We start from the raw sequence: 14,162 nt of genomic DNA on the forward strand, positions 1-14,162 counted from the left end.
GGGCCCGTCGCCCAACCGGCATCGAACCCCCGCCCCCTTGTTGACCCGGCTGCGAGAATTTCCGTATGGCCGAGATCATCCAGCGCGACGGGACCTGGGCCTTCGACGGCAACACGGTCCGGATCACGCCGGGACTCCACCGCTCCGTACCGCTGTTCCGGCAGACGTACGGAGAGATCGCCGTGCCGCTCGAAGCGGTCGCAAGCGTCGTCTACGAGCCCGAACGCAAGCGCGGTCGGCTGCGCCTGAGACTTCGCGAGGGCGCCGATCCGCTGCTCCAGGCGACCGGTGGCCGGCTTCCCGACGCGGCGGACCCGTATCGGCTGACGGTGGATCTCGACCGTTCGGGCGTCGCCGAGTACGTCGCCGAGGAGATACGCCGGGGACTGCTCCTCGAGCAGATCCCCAAGGAGCCCGCGAAGGAGTACCTGCTGCCGGGCCCGCCCGTGCCGGTGTCCGTACGGTCCAGCGACGGCACGGTGTCGTTCGACGGGAACCAGGTCCGGATCGACTGGAGCGACACCTCGGACCGGGTGAAGCGGGCGACGGGCCCGCGCATCATCGACGTACCGGATCTCGTTCAGGTGGAGTGGTTGCCCAACTCCGGTTACGAGGACGGGTTTCTGCGCTTCGTGACGCGCGAGACGGCGTTCTCCAAACTCCCGCCGGAGAAGGACCCGTTCGCCCTCGACCTGTGGGGCAGTGCCCGCCGCGATCTGCTCACGGCGCTGGTCGCCACCGCGGTCACGGCCCGGCTTCCGCATCCGTCCAGCCGCACCGGCGAGTATCTGCCCGCCGACGCGCCCCGCCTCCCGTTGACGGCCAGGGACGCGGTGCCGACCGAGCCGCAGGCCGAGAATCACGACGTACTCCTGCGCCGCCTGCGGGAGTTGGGCGAACTGCACCGCGAAGGCGTGCTGACGGACGAGGAGTTCGCGGCGACGAAGGCCGCCGTGCTCCGCGACTTCTGAGCTCCGGAAACCCGGAGGTCACGACAGCAGATCCGGCTCGCTTCGGCTGATGTCCTGCCACAGCGGCTGGTAGTTGATCCACGCCACCAGGTCTCCGCCGAGTTGCTCGCGGGTCGCCACCGCCTGCCGGTGGTCGATGAGCACGGGCCGGCCCGCCGCGCGGGCGGTGAGCTGGACCTGGGCGGAGCGTTCCATGGACAGGAACCACCAGGCCGCCGCATCGACCGAGTCGCCGACGGTCAGCAGTCCGTGGTTGCGCAGCACCAGCGCCTTGCGGGAACCGAGCGCGGTGGCGATCCGCCGTCCCTCCTCGGCGTCCACGGCGACGCCGGTGTACGCGTCGTACAGTGCGTGATCTTCGTAGAAGGCGCAGCTTTCCTGTGTGATCGGGTCGAGCAGTTCGCCGAGTGCGGCCAGGGCGCGCCCGTGCACCGAGTGACAGTGTGCGACCGCGACGACGTCCGGGCGGGCGGCATGCACCTGAGCGTGCACCGTGAACGCCGCCTGGTTCACGTGATAGCGCCCCTCGATCACCTGCCCCTCCCCGTTGGCCATGACAAGATCGCCGACCGTGACGTGTTTGAAGGGCATCCCGAACGGGTTTACCCAGAAGCAGTCGCTGAACTCCGGGTCGCGCGCGGTGATATGGCCGGAGACCCCGTCCTCGAAACCGAGCCGCCCGAAGATCCGCAACGCCCCGGCGAGCCGTTCCTTGCGATGCCGCCGTTCGTCGTCGAGCGACTCGTGCATCGGCGGCATGGCGAAGCGCAGTTGCTCGGTGGGGCGGGGCAGGGGCGGCGTGGGCCCGTGCATATGTCCTCCAGCCCAGAGGTACGGACTTGTTTGCAGCCCGGAAGTTACCGTCAGTCAGCGCAGGAGAACAGAGATGTTCGTGAAGAGAGTGCACAACCGTTGTGCCGAGTCGTGTGTCTGCGTGTCTGCGAGAGTGGCACCGACTGCTCAGTCGGGCACGGTCCGCTTAAGCACAATCCGGCCGGGCCATCAGGAAAGGCGAACAAGATGAGGGGAGGCATGAACAGAACCGAACGCCGGATCGCCGACATGCTCCGGCAGATCGCGACCCGGGACGTCGTCGTACTGAACGACCTCGGCGGCTCACCGCGCAGACTTGCCGCGCTCACCTATATCGCCGTCCAGTACGGATTCCGGTACGGGGAGACGCACAGGCACGGCCAGACGCTCCAGGTCCGCCTGATCCGCGACAACCGCCCCGAGGCGCGCGAGCGGAGCACCGCCGCGCTCAGCAAGCTGGCGGCCGGCCGCACGCCCGGCATGCGCCCCGGCACCCTCAGGCCTCTTCCGGACGCGGCGCCCGCGGTCGGGCTGATCAGGGCCCGGATCGAGTTCGACGCCATGGACGACGACCTCGACTGGCGCCGGAAGGCCGGCTTCATGACCGCCAGCGCGGCCCTGATGACGCTGCTGCTGATCCCCGTGGGCTGGAGGGCGTCGCTCTGCGCCGGCGCCGCGATGGGCCTGGTGTTCGCGGTCTTCCTGCGCCTGGAACTCGGACGCAAGGACCGGCTCGAGCGGCGCCTCAGGGCGCACGGGCTGCTCTGAGGCACACCACGCCTCAACCGTTGGGCACCGCCCCTTCGTCAATCTTCGCCGCTCATCAACAGCGACAAGCCGTACTTAAAACAGCGACACAAGATGTCTGGTTTCGGCGTCAGACTGGTCGTATGACGCCGAAACCGAACCCGAGCCGGGCACCGAACTGGGCGGCCTTCACCGCCGCCGAACCCGACCTCGCCAAGCTGACCGAGGAACGCTTCGGTGCCTTCACGCACCACGTCCTCGCGACCCTCCGTAAGAACGGGTCGCCGCGCACCTCAGGGCTCGAAGTCCAGTTCAAGAACGGCGAGTTGTGGTTCGGCATGATGCCCGGCTCGCAAAAGGCACTGGACCTGCGCCGCGATCCCCGCTTCGCGCTCCAGGCGAACTCGGGGCCCGGGACCGAGATGGGGGGCGGCGACATACGAATCTCTGGGCGGGCCGTCGAGGTCACCGATCCCGAGACGATCGCGCTGTACACGGAAAAGCCGGAAGAGGCAGAACCGCCGGGGTTCCACCTCTTCCGCACTGAGCTGACAGAGGTCGTACGGACCTTCGTCGAGAAGAACGCGTACCTGGTCGTGCAGATCTGGAAGCCCGGCGAACCGCTGCGCTCCGTCAAGCGCGAGTGAGCCACAGACCGAGTGAATCACCGGCTCTGGAGGGTCACTCCCACTCGATCGTGCCCGGCGGCTTGCTCGTCACGTCGAGGACGACGCGGTTGACGTCCGCGACCTCGTTCGTGATCCGGGTCGAGATCTTCGCGAGGACCTCGTACGGCAGTCGCGACCAGTCGGCGGTCATGGCGTCCTCGCTCGACACCGGGCGGAGCACGATCGGATGGCCGTACGTCCGGCCGTCGCCCTGGACGCCGACGCTGCGTACGTCCGCGAGCAGCACGACCGGGCACTGCCAGATGTCGCGGTCGAGGCCGGCCGCGGTCAGCTCCTCGCGGGCGATGGCGTCGGCCTCGCGGAGCAGGTCGAGGCGCTCCTTGGTGACCTCGCCGACGATACGGATGCCGAGGCCGGGGCCGGGGAACGGCTGGCGCTGGACGATCTCGTCCGGCAGGCCCAGCTCCTGGCCGACCATCCGGACCTCGTCCTTGAAGAGCTTGCGCAGCGGCTCGATCAGCTGGAACTCGAGGTCCTCGGGCAGTCCGCCGACGTTGTGGTGGGACTTGATGTTGGCCGTGCCGGTGCCGCCGCCGGACTCGACAACGTCCGGGTAGAGCGTGCCCTGCACGAGGAAGGCGACCTCGGGGCCCGCGTCCGCGATGATCTCCGCCTGCGCCTGCTCGAAGACCCGGATGAACTCGCGCCCGATGATCTTCCGCTTCTCCTCGGGGTCGCTGACCCCGGCGAGCGCCTTGAGGAAGCGCTCCTCGGCGTCGACGACCTTCAGCTGCACACCGGTGGCCGCGACGAAGTCCTTCTCGACCTGCTCGGTCTCGCCCTTGCGCATCAGACCGTGGTCGACGTACACGCAGGTCAGCTGCGAGCCGATGGCCTTCTGTACGAGGGCGGCGGCGACGGCGGAGTCCACGCCGCCGGAGAGCCCGCAGATGGCTCGCTTGTCGCCGACCTGCTCGCGAATGGCGGCGACCTGCTCCTCGATCACATTGCCGGTGGTCCAGTTCGGGGTCAGCCCGGCGCCCCGGTACAGGAAGTGCTCGAGCACCTGCTGGCCGTGCGTGGTGTGCATGACCTCCGGGTGGTACTGGACGCCGTACAGCTTCTTCTCGTCGTTCTCGAAGGCGGCGACCGGGACGACGTCCGTGGAGGCGGTGACGGCGAAGCCCTCTGGGGCCGCGCTGCACGCGTCGCCGTGCGACATCCACACCGACTGCTCGTCCGGGGTGCCCTCGAAGAGAGTGGAGCCGGACTTGGAGACATGCAGGGGCGTACGGCCGTACTCGCGGGCGCCCGTGTTGTCGACCGTGCCGCCGAGGGTCGTCGCCATCAGCTGGAAGCCGTAGCACATGCCGAAGACGGGAACGCCGGCTTCGAAGAGCTCGCGGTCCAGGCGGGGGGCGCCCTCCGCGTACACCGATGAGGGGCCGCCGGAGAGGATGATCGCCGCCGGGTTCTTGGCGAGCATGTCCTGGACCGGCATGGTGCTCGGCACGATCTCGCTGTAGACCCGGGCCTCGCGGACCCGTCGGGCGATGAGCTGGGCGTACTGCGCACCGAAGTCGACGACCAGGACGGTGTCGGGGACGGCTGGGGTCGCTGATGACACGGGTTGCCTTCCGGCGGTTGAGCAGGGCTTGTGTGGCCGAGTTTAGCGGGGAGCTCGGTGGTGGTGGCGCCGTCACTGGGGCTCCGCCCCCGGACCCCGTATCGACCTTCGGCCTCGTCCTCAAACTTCCCCGGCTACCGCTGGGGGTGCCCCAGACGGGCTGCTTGATGCCGGACCTGGCTGAGAAGCCCAGCCATCTCAGCATCCGGAACCGCTTGGCCCGCCGCTGCCTCCCGGTCCATACTCCCCCCATGCTCACGCACCCGACCTTCGTCTTTACCTATGGCAACCGGCCCACCGGCTGCCATGGTCGTGCTGCTTGAGCTACTGACAAGCGACTTACCAGGCGCCCCGGGCCGACAAGGTCCGGGGCGCCTGACGTTTCCGGGGCTTGCCGGTCCAGGGCGTCGCCGAAGAAGAGGAGCCCGACATGGGTGACGTACTCGACAAGACCGGTGCCCGAACCGATGAGGCGGCCGGCGTGATCAGCGGTGCGCGGGAGCGGATCGACGCGCTCGACGACCGGATCATCGGTCTCGTACAGGAACGCATGGCCGTGTCGGCCGTGATCCAGGAGGAGCGGATCGCGTCCGGCGGCCGACGCGTGAACCTGTCGCGGGAGATGGAGGTACTCGGCCACTACAGGGAGGCGCTGGGCAAGCCCGGTACGTCGCTGGCGATGACCTTGCTGGAGCTGTGCCGGGGCCGCATCTGAGGCCCCGACGATTCCCCGTATCCCCAATCCCCGTATGTGAGTTCCGCGTACGCACGTACCCATGGCCGGTTCCCCGGAAATCGCGTGACCGCGTCGTGGCGCGCTTCGTTGGTGTCGGTGTCCGTGCCAGCCAGGGGCGGCCCGAAGAAACCACGCGTGGCTCCGCTGGAGCGATGAGGCGTACGGACGTGCGTCGTGGGACCTCGCTCCAGTAGATGTGACCGGACTGCAGGGGACAGCAGCCCGGTCACGGACCAGAGAAGGCCGGCTCCGGGGACGCCCGGAGCCGACCGGCCGAATCTGTGTGAGAGCGGTCGAAACGGTTGCGAAGGCCTCCGCCCATCGAGCACGATGCGTAGAGCAGTCCCAAATCGAACAACACACCCGAGTCCCAGCGCAGACAACCGCATTGCATCGCCCGACTGCCAAAGGTCTACACCACTGGCGCTCGCCAAGTGCTCCGGGGCGCAAGACCGGCAGACAACCGCACCACCACCGAACCAGCGGCGCTCCCCCCGGCGCCGCTCCTCAGGCACCGGCGCTGCCCTGACGTCGGTGCTGACCGGGAAGGGCCCCGCGGATCCCCCCGCCGCGGGGCCCTTCGCATGCCCGAAGCCCTGCGCTTCCCCGTCAGGTCCGCGAGGCGGTGCCGCATGTCTCCGTACCGGAGTTCTGGATGTCTCGGCTGCGGTCGTACGGGTCGACCTTGGGCCCTGTCGGCTTCGTCGTCCCCTTGGTGGGGACCGAGTCGAACCGCGGGTGCATGTAGCCGTCGTAGATGCCGCAGCCGGTGTTGGCGAGATCCTGGTCGTAGCGGACGATCACCAGTTTGCCCGGGGTGAGCCGGAAGCGCGTCGGGTCGGCCAGCTCCGTCTCGAGGACGCGGCGCGCGATGACGCGGGCCACCTCCGTGGAGTCCGGGCCGGCCGGGGCCAGCGCGTAGACGAAGGTGTAGTCGGCGTGGATGACGACCGACCCCTTCTCGTCCCGTTCGAAGCTCATACGTCCACGGGTCTTGACCACATCGCCGACGAGCCGCACCTCGTCCTTGTCGAACCGGCTGAACATCAGCAGTGGATTGTTCTGCTTGTCCGGCTTGCGCAGCCAGGACCGCACGTCGGAAACCATCTGGGGCTGCTTGGGGTCGAGGGTGCCGAGCACGGTCTCGGGGGTGCCGCCGAGCAGGGTCTTACGGTCGATGTTCGCGTCGACGAGCAGGGCCTTGGTCTGCTTCAGGGCCCTGCCCACCTGGTCCTTGCTGAACGAGCCGACCGGCTCCGCCTCCGGCAGCACGATTCCGGCTTCCCCGTCGGCGTACCGCTCGGCCGGAGATCCGGCGAACGGCCGGTCCAGTGTGGGCGTTCCGGGTGCGGCGGAGGGGGCGGCGGACGGGGGCGCCGTCTCCTCGGGCAGCGGGGACGCGGATTCCGTGCCCGTACCGCCCCAACCGCCCGTGCCGAACGGGTCGCCGGGCAGCAGCGACGGCTTCATGGCGACCAGGGCGATGGCCAGCGCGACGGGTATGCCGATGATCGCCCAGAGCTTGCCGCGGCGGGCGGGCCGCTCGTTCATCCCCTGCACGGCGGGACCGGTGCGCCACCCCGGCGGCGTCTCGCCCCGCGCGTCCTGCTGACGCAGCCGCTCCGTCACCATGCGGGCTCGCGCGGAGGGCTCCTTGGGCGCGTTGGAGGCGCTGATGCCCAGCTCGCTGTCCCGTACGAACTTCTCCCACTCATCGTCAGTGGGACTCTTGGGGTCCTCGGAGCCCCGCGGGCCATCGGACGGCTTTTCGACCACGGCGCTCGCGCCTCTCCCCCTGTCAACTGCCCACCCCCGATGGGCAGACGAGCCTTTCTAAGCCGTGGCCGAGGGAGTTCACAAGTCGAGTACGGAGTTCATGGATGTGACTCAGCCCACATAAGAATCCCGTGAAATCGAGGACAACCATTCACAGGATTCCCGGGTCTCACTTGCGGAACCAACAGCCCCACCGCGTCTCGTACGCGGAGGGCGTCCACCTACATCTCGTACCGCGACGTCGCGGTACGCCGGACTCACCGAGGTCTTGATGAAGCTTCGCCGTGCCATGGCCGCTGCGGCCGCGACGGCCGTCATAGCCCCGCTCGCGCTGCTGTCTGCGCCTGCCGCGTTCGCCACAGACGGTCCGAGCACGACGACCACCACCACGGAGCCCACGGCCCCGACGACCGACCCGACGGCTCCGACCACGGACCCCACGGCTCCGACCACGGACCCGACGACCCCGACGACGGACCCGACGACTCCGGCAACCGACCCCACGGCTCCGACGACCGACCCGACGGCTCCGACAACCGACCCGACGGCTCCGACCACTGAGCCGACGGACTCTCCGAGCCCCAGCGAGAGTGCGCCGGAGGACGGTGACGAGGCCGAGCTCTGCGTCGACGAGGACGGCAACGACCTCACCGGGCTCAGCGCCGACCTGAAGAGTGGCCTGTCGGGCCTGCCCGACACGATTGTCTCGGGCAGCGGCTGGACCAAGTTCTCGTTCAACGTCTCCAACAACGGTGACGACGAGATCAAGGACATCGCACCGATGATCGGTGTCGCGGCCTTCGGCTGGGACGACGCGGAAGACTACTCCGGCGAGATCAGCGTGCAGGTCCTCGACAAGGCCACCGGCACGTGGCAGGAGGTCGCGGGCGCCGCGGGGGAGGGTGGCACGTTCACCCCCTTCTCGCTCGGGGCCGGCAAGTCGACCTCGTACCAGCTGCGGCTGAGCGTCAGCGGTAAGGTGCCGGACTCCATCGGCGTGACCGGCGGCTTCGCCCAGTACTCGGACGACGAAGGCTGCTGGGTCGCCGACGACCCGAACGGCTGGGTCTACTTCTTCGACATCCTCGCCGCCGGCTCCGACCCGGGCAAGCCGTCCGAGGCCAAGCCGCAGACCGGCGGTAAGAAGGAAATCACCCAGGCCAAGACGGTGGACGTCTCCGGCTCGCTCGCCGAGACCGGTTCCAGCTCGGCCCTGCCGATGATCGGCCTCGTCGGCGGTGTCGCCGTCGTCGCGGGTGCGGGCGCGGTGTTCGTCGTGCGCCGCCGTAAGACCGGTGCTGACGCGTAAGGCATAACGCTTCACGCACACGACGAAGGACCTGCGCTCGGAGGGGGGCGCAGGTCCTTCGTCGTATCTCTCAGGTTTGCTGCTTCGGCGGCACCGTCGGCATTCCCAGGAACGGCAGTCGCAGTGCTCCGAAGGCGTCCGGCGGGACGACCGGCGAGCGGGGTTCGACCGGCTTCAGGCGTTCGTACGCGGCTCCTGGCGCCGGACGCGGATCCGTCTCGCCCTTGTTGGGCCAGTACGACATCGCGCGCTCGGCCTGGGCGGTGATGGTCAGCGACGGGTTGACGCCGAGGTTCGCGGAGATCGCGGCGCCGTCGACGACCGAGATGCCCGGGTGCCCGTACAGCCGGTGGTACGGGTCGATGACGCCCTCGTCGGCGGACGCCCCGATCGGGCAGCCGCCCAGGAAGTGGGCCGTCAGCGGTGTGCCCATCAGCTCGCCCACATTGCTGCCCGCGAAGCCGTTGATCTCCGCGGCGATCGCCGACGCCGCCTCCGAAGCCGCCTTGATCTGCTTGGGATTGGGCGCCCCATGTCCCTGACGAGCCGTCAACAAACCCTTTCCCGCGCCCTTCGGCTTCAGATACGTCGTCAGGGAGTTGTCGAGCGACTGCATGACGAGCCCGATGATCGTCCGCTCCGACCAGCGGCGGTTGGACAGCGAGCGGAGTACGAGCAGCGGATGCCTGGCCGCGTGGGACAGAAAGCCGAGGACCCTCGACGACCCGTCCGCGTACGGGACTTGGACGATGGACAGGCCGCCCATCGAGTTCGAGCCCTTGCCGTAGCGGACCGGCTCGATGTGCGTGTTCGCGTCGGGGTGGATCGAGGAGGTGATCGCGACGCCGCGGGTGAAGTCGACCTTCGCCGCGCCGGTGACCTTGCGATAGCGCCGGTTGTCGGTCTGCGCGCCGACCAGGGCCTCGGAGTTGGTACGGGTCAGATCGCCCAGTCTGCCGGAGAGGTACGGGAGTTGGCCGCCCTCCTTCATCCGGTGCAGCAGGGTCTGCGTGCCGTACGTACCCGCCGCGAGGACGACCCGGCGGGCCCTGAAGACTCGTCCCTCACCCTTGCGTTTCTGGTCGGTGGGGAGGGTGGCGACGGCGTACCCGCCCTGCGAGTCGTCGGTGACGGACACCACCGTCGTCATCGGGTGGACGACCGCGCCCGCCTTCTCGGCGAGGTACAGGTAGTTCTCGACGAGGGAGTTCTTCGCGCCGTGCCGGCAGCCGGTCATGCACTCCCCGCACTCGGTGCACGCCTTGCGGGCCGGGCCCGCGCCGCCGAAGTACGGGTCGTCGACCTGCTGTCCGGGCCCGGCCTTCGCGGTCCCGTCGGCGTCCTCGCCGTCACCGAAGAAGACGCCGACCGGCGCCAGATGGAAGGTGTCGCCCACGCCCATCCGCTCGGCCGCCGCCTTCAAGTGAACGTCGGACGGCGTCATTGTCGGGTTGAGCCGTACGCCGAGCATGCGCCGCGCCTGGTCGTAGTACGGCTTCAGCTCCTCCTGCCAGTCCGTGATGTCCTTCCACTGGGGGTCCTCGAAGAAGGGCTTCGGCGGTACGTAGAGGGTGTTGGCGTAGTTGAGCGAACCGCCGCCGACGCCCGCGCCCGCCAGCACCATGACGTTGCCGAGGAGATGGATGCGCTGGATGCCGTACATGCCGAGTTTCGGCGCCCATAGGTAGTTCTTGAGATCCCAGGAGTTCTTGGGGAGCGACTCGGGGGTGAAGCGGCGGCCGGCTTCGAGGACGCCGACGCTGTAGCCCTTTTCGGTCAGGCGCAGGGCGGTTACGGAGCCGCCGAAGCCGGAGCCTACGACGATTACGTCGTAGTCGTAGGGCTCGTCTGGCTGCCGCATGTTGTCTCCTCGCTGCGGGCGCGTCGTGGTTGCTCGCGCAGTTCCCCGCGCCCCTAAAGGGGCGCTTACCTGAACCGGAGTGCCTTCATGACCCGGAGGCTCCGGCTCATGAACTGCGCGTACTTCTCGTCGTCCATCCCCAACGACGGCGCCAGCGGCAGCAGCCGCTGGTGGGCGATCGTCTGGGCCTCGGTGTACTTGAGGATGCCCTCGGAGCCGTGGCGGCGGCCGAGGCCGGAGTCCTTCATGCCGCCCATCGGCGACTGGAGGCTGCCGTACGCGGCCGCGTAACCCTCGTTGATGTTGACCGTCCCGGTGCGCAGCCGGGCGGCGACCTCGGCGCCGCGGCGGCCGTTCCTCGTCCAGACCGAGGCGTTCAGGCCGTACGGCGTGGAGTTGGCCTGCTCGATCGCCTCGTCCTCGTCCTTGAAGCGATAGATGGAGACGACCGGGCCGAAGGTCTCTTCATTGCAGACGGCCATCGGCGCCTCGACGCCGTCGAGGATCGTCGGCTCGAAGAAGTACGGGCCTATGTCCGGGCGGGCCACTCCGCCGGCGACCAGCTTGGCTCCCTTGGCGACTGCCTCGTCGACGTGCCGGGTCACGGCCTCGAGCTGGCGCTCGCCGGCCAGCGAGCCCATCTCGGCGCCGTACGACAGGGACGTACCGAGCCGCATCGCCTTGGTGCGGGTGGCGAACCGCTCCAGGAAGGCGTCGGCGACGGACTCGTGGACGTACAACCGCTCGATGGAGACGCACAGTTGGCCCGCGGAGGAGAAGCAGGCGCGCACGGCGCCCGCCGCGGCCTTCTCGATGTCGGCGTCCTCGAGGACCAACATGGCGTTCTTGCCGCCGAGTTCGAGGGAGACGCCGACCAAACGGCCTGCCGCGCTCTGGGCGACCTCGCGGCCGGTACGGGTCGAGCCGGTGAAGGAGACGTAGTCGGCGTGCCGGACGATCTCCGGGCCGATGACCGGGCCGTCGCCGATGACGACCTGGAACACCTCGATCGGCAGACCCGCCTCGATGAGCAGATCGCGCGCCCACAGCGCCGTCAGGCAGGTCTCCGTGTCGGGCTTCATCACGACCGCGTTGCCCGCGACGAGGGCGGGCAGCGCGTCGCCGACCGAGAGCTCCAGGGGGTAGTTCCAGGGCGCGATCTGCCCGATGACACCGCGCGGCTGGCGCAGTTCGGTGACCTTGGTGAGGGTCGGCACGGCACCGGTGTGCCGCTTGGGCCTGAGGTACGAGGACGCCTTCCTGCCGTAGTGACGGGCGGCCACCGCCACCGCCTGCACCTCTTCGTGCGCGTGCAGCCGGGCCTTGCCCGTCTCCAGCTGGATGAGGTCGAGAACTTCGGCCTGACGCTCCAGCACCAGGTCGTGGAAGCTCAGGAGTACGGCGGCCCGCTGCCGTACCGGCACCTGCGCCCAGACCGACTGCGCCGCGCGGGCCTGCTCGAACGCCTTCTGTACGTCCTCGGGGGTGGACTCGGGCAGATCGGCCAGCTTCTCGCCGGTGAACGGCGTGTGGTTGGCGGTGCGACCCGAGCCGGGCACGCCCTTGGTGAGCTGGGCGATCAGCTCCGGCGTGACCACGTCGGCGGCCGTGCGGGCGCCCTCGGGGGCGGGGGCGAGGGGGTTCGTGCCGGTCTGTACCGGGGCCTGCGAGTCCGTCATGGGGCGCAGCGTATTCCGGCCCGAAGACTTTTGGTACCCGGTGGTAACCCACTTCACGGAGTGCACACATCGCGCCAGTGGCCGCTGGCGGAGACACCCTGATCAGGACGTCAGGCCGCCATCGTTACTCTGCCGCATGCACCAGCACCTCCCGCTGCCGTTCCGCTGCGCTCCGGGCCGGGCTGAGCAACTGCGCGAGGACCTCGCCGAGGCCGACGCGGAGACAGCGCGCCTGGAGGTTGCCCAAAGCCTTGATCTCAAGCGCCTCTCAATGGTTTCGGAGTAGGCGTGGATCATTCGGGATCCTCGTACACCTCGGCAAGACGCAGCCCAAGGTCGGACCCCCACTCCTGCGCCCAATGCCGCAGCTCTGCGATCTCCTGCGATTCCAACCCATAGGCAGCGAACTCTTCGTCGCTCACCCAGACAACGCTCTCCAACCGATCACGCAGCTCCCCCAGGTCGAACTCCGCCTCATCGCGCAGCCCCAGCCGCTCAAGCTCCGCCACGGAGTAGTACTGGCATGCCGCACGCACATCGATCACGTCCCGCGGCAGACCTCGATCCCCCAGCGCACGCACCTTCATGGCCACCAGATCTTCGAGATCGACCACCGGGCCAACATCCATGATCACGGGCTGCCGGAACAATGCTTCCTTGAGCAGATCGACCTCACACGCCTCCCGACTGCCTGGGTCGGTGACCAGCAACCGCGCCTTGAGCGGCCTGGTGTCGACAACGGCGACCGACCATCCCCTGTCCCGCAGGCCGCCGGCAAGCGCCCCGATGATGTCCGCCATCTATGCGGGATGCCCGGTCGCAAAGTCCAGGTCCTGACTCGGTCGGCTGACCAGGCCGTGTGCCTGGACTGCGTAACCGCAGGACTCCGTGAATGTCGGACAGGACGGCTACTCGGTTCAGCATGGCCACCACTGTGCGGTGAAGACAGCCGAGCGGTGAGATCTTTCGCCTGGCGCGTAGCTCAGGGCGGGGCCGTGACGGCTTCGCGGACCCGCCCGTTGCGTGGGCGGCCCGGCACGCCCTCTGCCGGCACGAAGGTCGGCGGTACACGGAGTCACAGCGGTGCCCGTGGGCGGGCGGCGGTGGAGTGTGAGGGCCGGCGGCGATGGACAGCACGAGAGGGTCACAGCCGTGTGGCCGTGCGGATCAGCCCGGCCAGGGCTAGGGAGCGGCTGTGCGCGGGCCAGGCGATGTGGGTGACAACGGGCGGTGCGTCGGTCAGGGGGACGGCGGTGTGCTCGGCCCACAGCCAGGCGCGGGCGGAGTCGGGGAAGACGGCCACGGTGCGTCCGAGGGCGATCAGCTGGGCCAGCTGCGTCTGGTCGTGGATCTCGGGGCCAGGGCCGGGTGAGTACGTGCCGTGGCGGGACCAGCGGGCGAGCGGAAGATCGGGGATGTCGCTGACGTCGGCCAGGGACAGAGTCTTGTGCGCGGCGAGGGGATGCCCGGCGGGCAGGATGGCGATCTGCCCCTCGGTCAGCAGTTCCTCGCTGTCGAACCCGGCGAGGGAGTTGAACGGGGCGTGCATGAGCGCCACATCGGCGCGGCCGTCGCGCAGCATCTCTCCCTGCTCGCACGTGCCGCTCGGCAGTACCTCGATCTCGGCGGCGTCGGGCTCGGCCGCATAGGCGTCGAGGAGTTTCTGCAGCAGCTCGTGAGACGCGGCGGCCTTCACTGCCAGCACCAGGCGGTTGCGGGGGCCGCCCGGACGGTCGGCGCCACCGGCGCGACGGGTGCGGCGAGCGGCGGCGGTGATCGCGTCGAGGGCTGCGCGGCCCTCGTGCAGCAGTACCTCTCCGGCGCCGGTCAGACAGACGCCGCGGCGGTTGCGTTCCAGCAGACAGACGCCGAGGCGCCGTTCGAGCTGCTGGATCGCCCGGGACAGCGGTGGCTGGGCCATGCCCAGGCGCTCGGCGGCGCGGCCGAAGTGCAGTTCCTCGGCGACGGCCATGAAGTACCTCAGCTCGCGGGTCTCCAAGGTGTCCATGGCCAC

The 14,162-nt window shown here is 69.1% G+C and carries 13 protein-coding genes; 6 read left to right on the forward strand and 7 right to left on the reverse strand.

Annotated features, from left to right (window positions below; translation table 11 throughout):
• Positions 1-65: 65 nt before the first annotated feature.
• Positions 66-971, forward strand: a complete 906-nt coding sequence (locus OHT21_RS17175; protein ID WP_328769197.1) for a DUF4429 domain-containing protein — start codon at positions 66-68, stop codon at positions 969-971.
• Positions 972-989: 18 nt separating this feature from the next.
• Here OHT21_RS17175 and OHT21_RS17180 read toward each other — a convergent pair whose 3' ends face one another.
• Positions 990-1,784: a class II aldolase/adducin family protein gene (locus tag OHT21_RS17180; RefSeq protein ID WP_328769198.1), complete on the reverse strand. Its 795-nt coding sequence runs from the start codon at positions 1,782-1,784 to the stop codon at positions 990-992.
• 219 nt (positions 1,785-2,003) lie between these two features.
• Here OHT21_RS17180 and OHT21_RS17185 point away from each other — a divergent pair, with 219 nt between their 5' ends.
• Together OHT21_RS17185 and OHT21_RS17190 are read left to right on the forward strand one after the other, a co-directional pair.
• Positions 2,004-2,552 (forward strand): hypothetical protein, encoded by a 549-nt coding sequence (locus OHT21_RS17185; RefSeq protein WP_328769199.1) that lies wholly within the window; start codon positions 2,004-2,006, stop codon positions 2,550-2,552.
• Between the two features lie 122 nt (positions 2,553-2,674).
• Entirely contained in the window at positions 2,675-3,178 is a 504-nt protein-coding gene (locus tag OHT21_RS17190; protein WP_328769200.1) for a pyridoxamine 5'-phosphate oxidase family protein, read from the forward strand.
• Positions 3,179-3,212: 34 nt separating this feature from the next.
• Here OHT21_RS17190 and guaA read toward each other — a convergent pair whose 3' ends face one another.
• Positions 3,213-4,787 (reverse strand): glutamine-hydrolyzing GMP synthase, encoded by a 1,575-nt coding sequence (gene guaA / locus OHT21_RS17195; protein WP_328769201.1) that lies wholly within the window; start codon positions 4,785-4,787, stop codon positions 3,213-3,215.
• A 430-nt stretch (positions 4,788-5,217) separates the two neighbouring features.
• Here guaA and OHT21_RS17200 point away from each other — a divergent pair, with 430 nt between their 5' ends.
• Positions 5,218-5,502, forward strand: a complete 285-nt coding sequence (locus OHT21_RS17200) for a chorismate mutase (RefSeq protein WP_328769202.1) — start codon at positions 5,218-5,220, stop codon at positions 5,500-5,502.
• A 630-nt stretch (positions 5,503-6,132) separates the two neighbouring features.
• Here OHT21_RS17200 and OHT21_RS17205 read toward each other — a convergent pair.
• Positions 6,133-7,299: a hypothetical protein gene (locus tag OHT21_RS17205; protein WP_328769203.1), complete on the reverse strand. Its 1,167-nt coding sequence runs from the start codon at positions 7,297-7,299 to the stop codon at positions 6,133-6,135.
• 271 nt (positions 7,300-7,570) lie between these two features.
• Here OHT21_RS17205 and OHT21_RS17210 point away from each other — a divergent pair, with 271 nt between their 5' ends.
• Positions 7,571-8,608, forward strand: coding sequence for an LAETG motif-containing sortase-dependent surface protein (locus tag OHT21_RS17210; protein ID WP_328769204.1), 1,038 nt, complete (start codon positions 7,571-7,573; stop codon positions 8,606-8,608).
• A 70-nt stretch (positions 8,609-8,678) separates the two neighbouring features.
• Here the strand turns inward: OHT21_RS17210 and OHT21_RS17215 are convergent, their stop codons facing one another.
• Both OHT21_RS17215 and OHT21_RS17220 read right to left on the reverse strand, forming a co-directional pair.
• Positions 8,679-10,469 (reverse strand): GMC family oxidoreductase, encoded by a 1,791-nt coding sequence (locus OHT21_RS17215; RefSeq protein WP_328769205.1) that lies wholly within the window; start codon positions 10,467-10,469, stop codon positions 8,679-8,681.
• Positions 10,470-10,534: 65 nt separating this feature from the next.
• The gene (locus tag OHT21_RS17220) at positions 10,535-12,148 is read right to left on the reverse strand and encodes a succinic semialdehyde dehydrogenase (protein ID WP_328769206.1); all 1,614 of its coding nucleotides are present in this window, start codon (positions 12,146-12,148) and stop codon (positions 10,535-10,537) included.
• A gap of 136 nt (positions 12,149-12,284) precedes the next feature.
• Here OHT21_RS17220 and OHT21_RS17225 point away from each other — a divergent pair, with 136 nt between their 5' ends.
• Positions 12,285-12,434, forward strand: a complete 150-nt coding sequence (locus OHT21_RS17225; protein ID WP_328769207.1) for a hypothetical protein — start codon at positions 12,285-12,287, stop codon at positions 12,432-12,434.
• Positions 12,435-12,441: 7 nt separating this feature from the next.
• On the opposite strand, the gene OHT21_RS17230 is transcribed toward OHT21_RS17225, so the two are convergent.
• A complete protein-coding gene (locus OHT21_RS17230) occupies positions 12,442-12,948 on the reverse strand; it encodes a nucleotidyl transferase AbiEii/AbiGii toxin family protein (protein ID WP_328769208.1) in 507 nt (168 codons plus the stop codon).
• A 344-nt stretch (positions 12,949-13,292) separates the two neighbouring features.
• Complete coding sequence (locus tag OHT21_RS17235) at positions 13,293-14,156, reverse strand: LysR family transcriptional regulator (RefSeq protein WP_328769209.1); 864 nt, start codon at positions 14,154-14,156, stop codon at positions 13,293-13,295.
• Positions 14,157-14,162 lie beyond the last annotated feature (6 nt).

Source organism: Streptomyces sp. NBC_00286, assembly GCF_036173125.1.
In the GTDB taxonomy this organism is placed as follows: Bacteria; Actinomycetota; Actinomycetes; order Streptomycetales; family Streptomycetaceae; genus Streptomyces.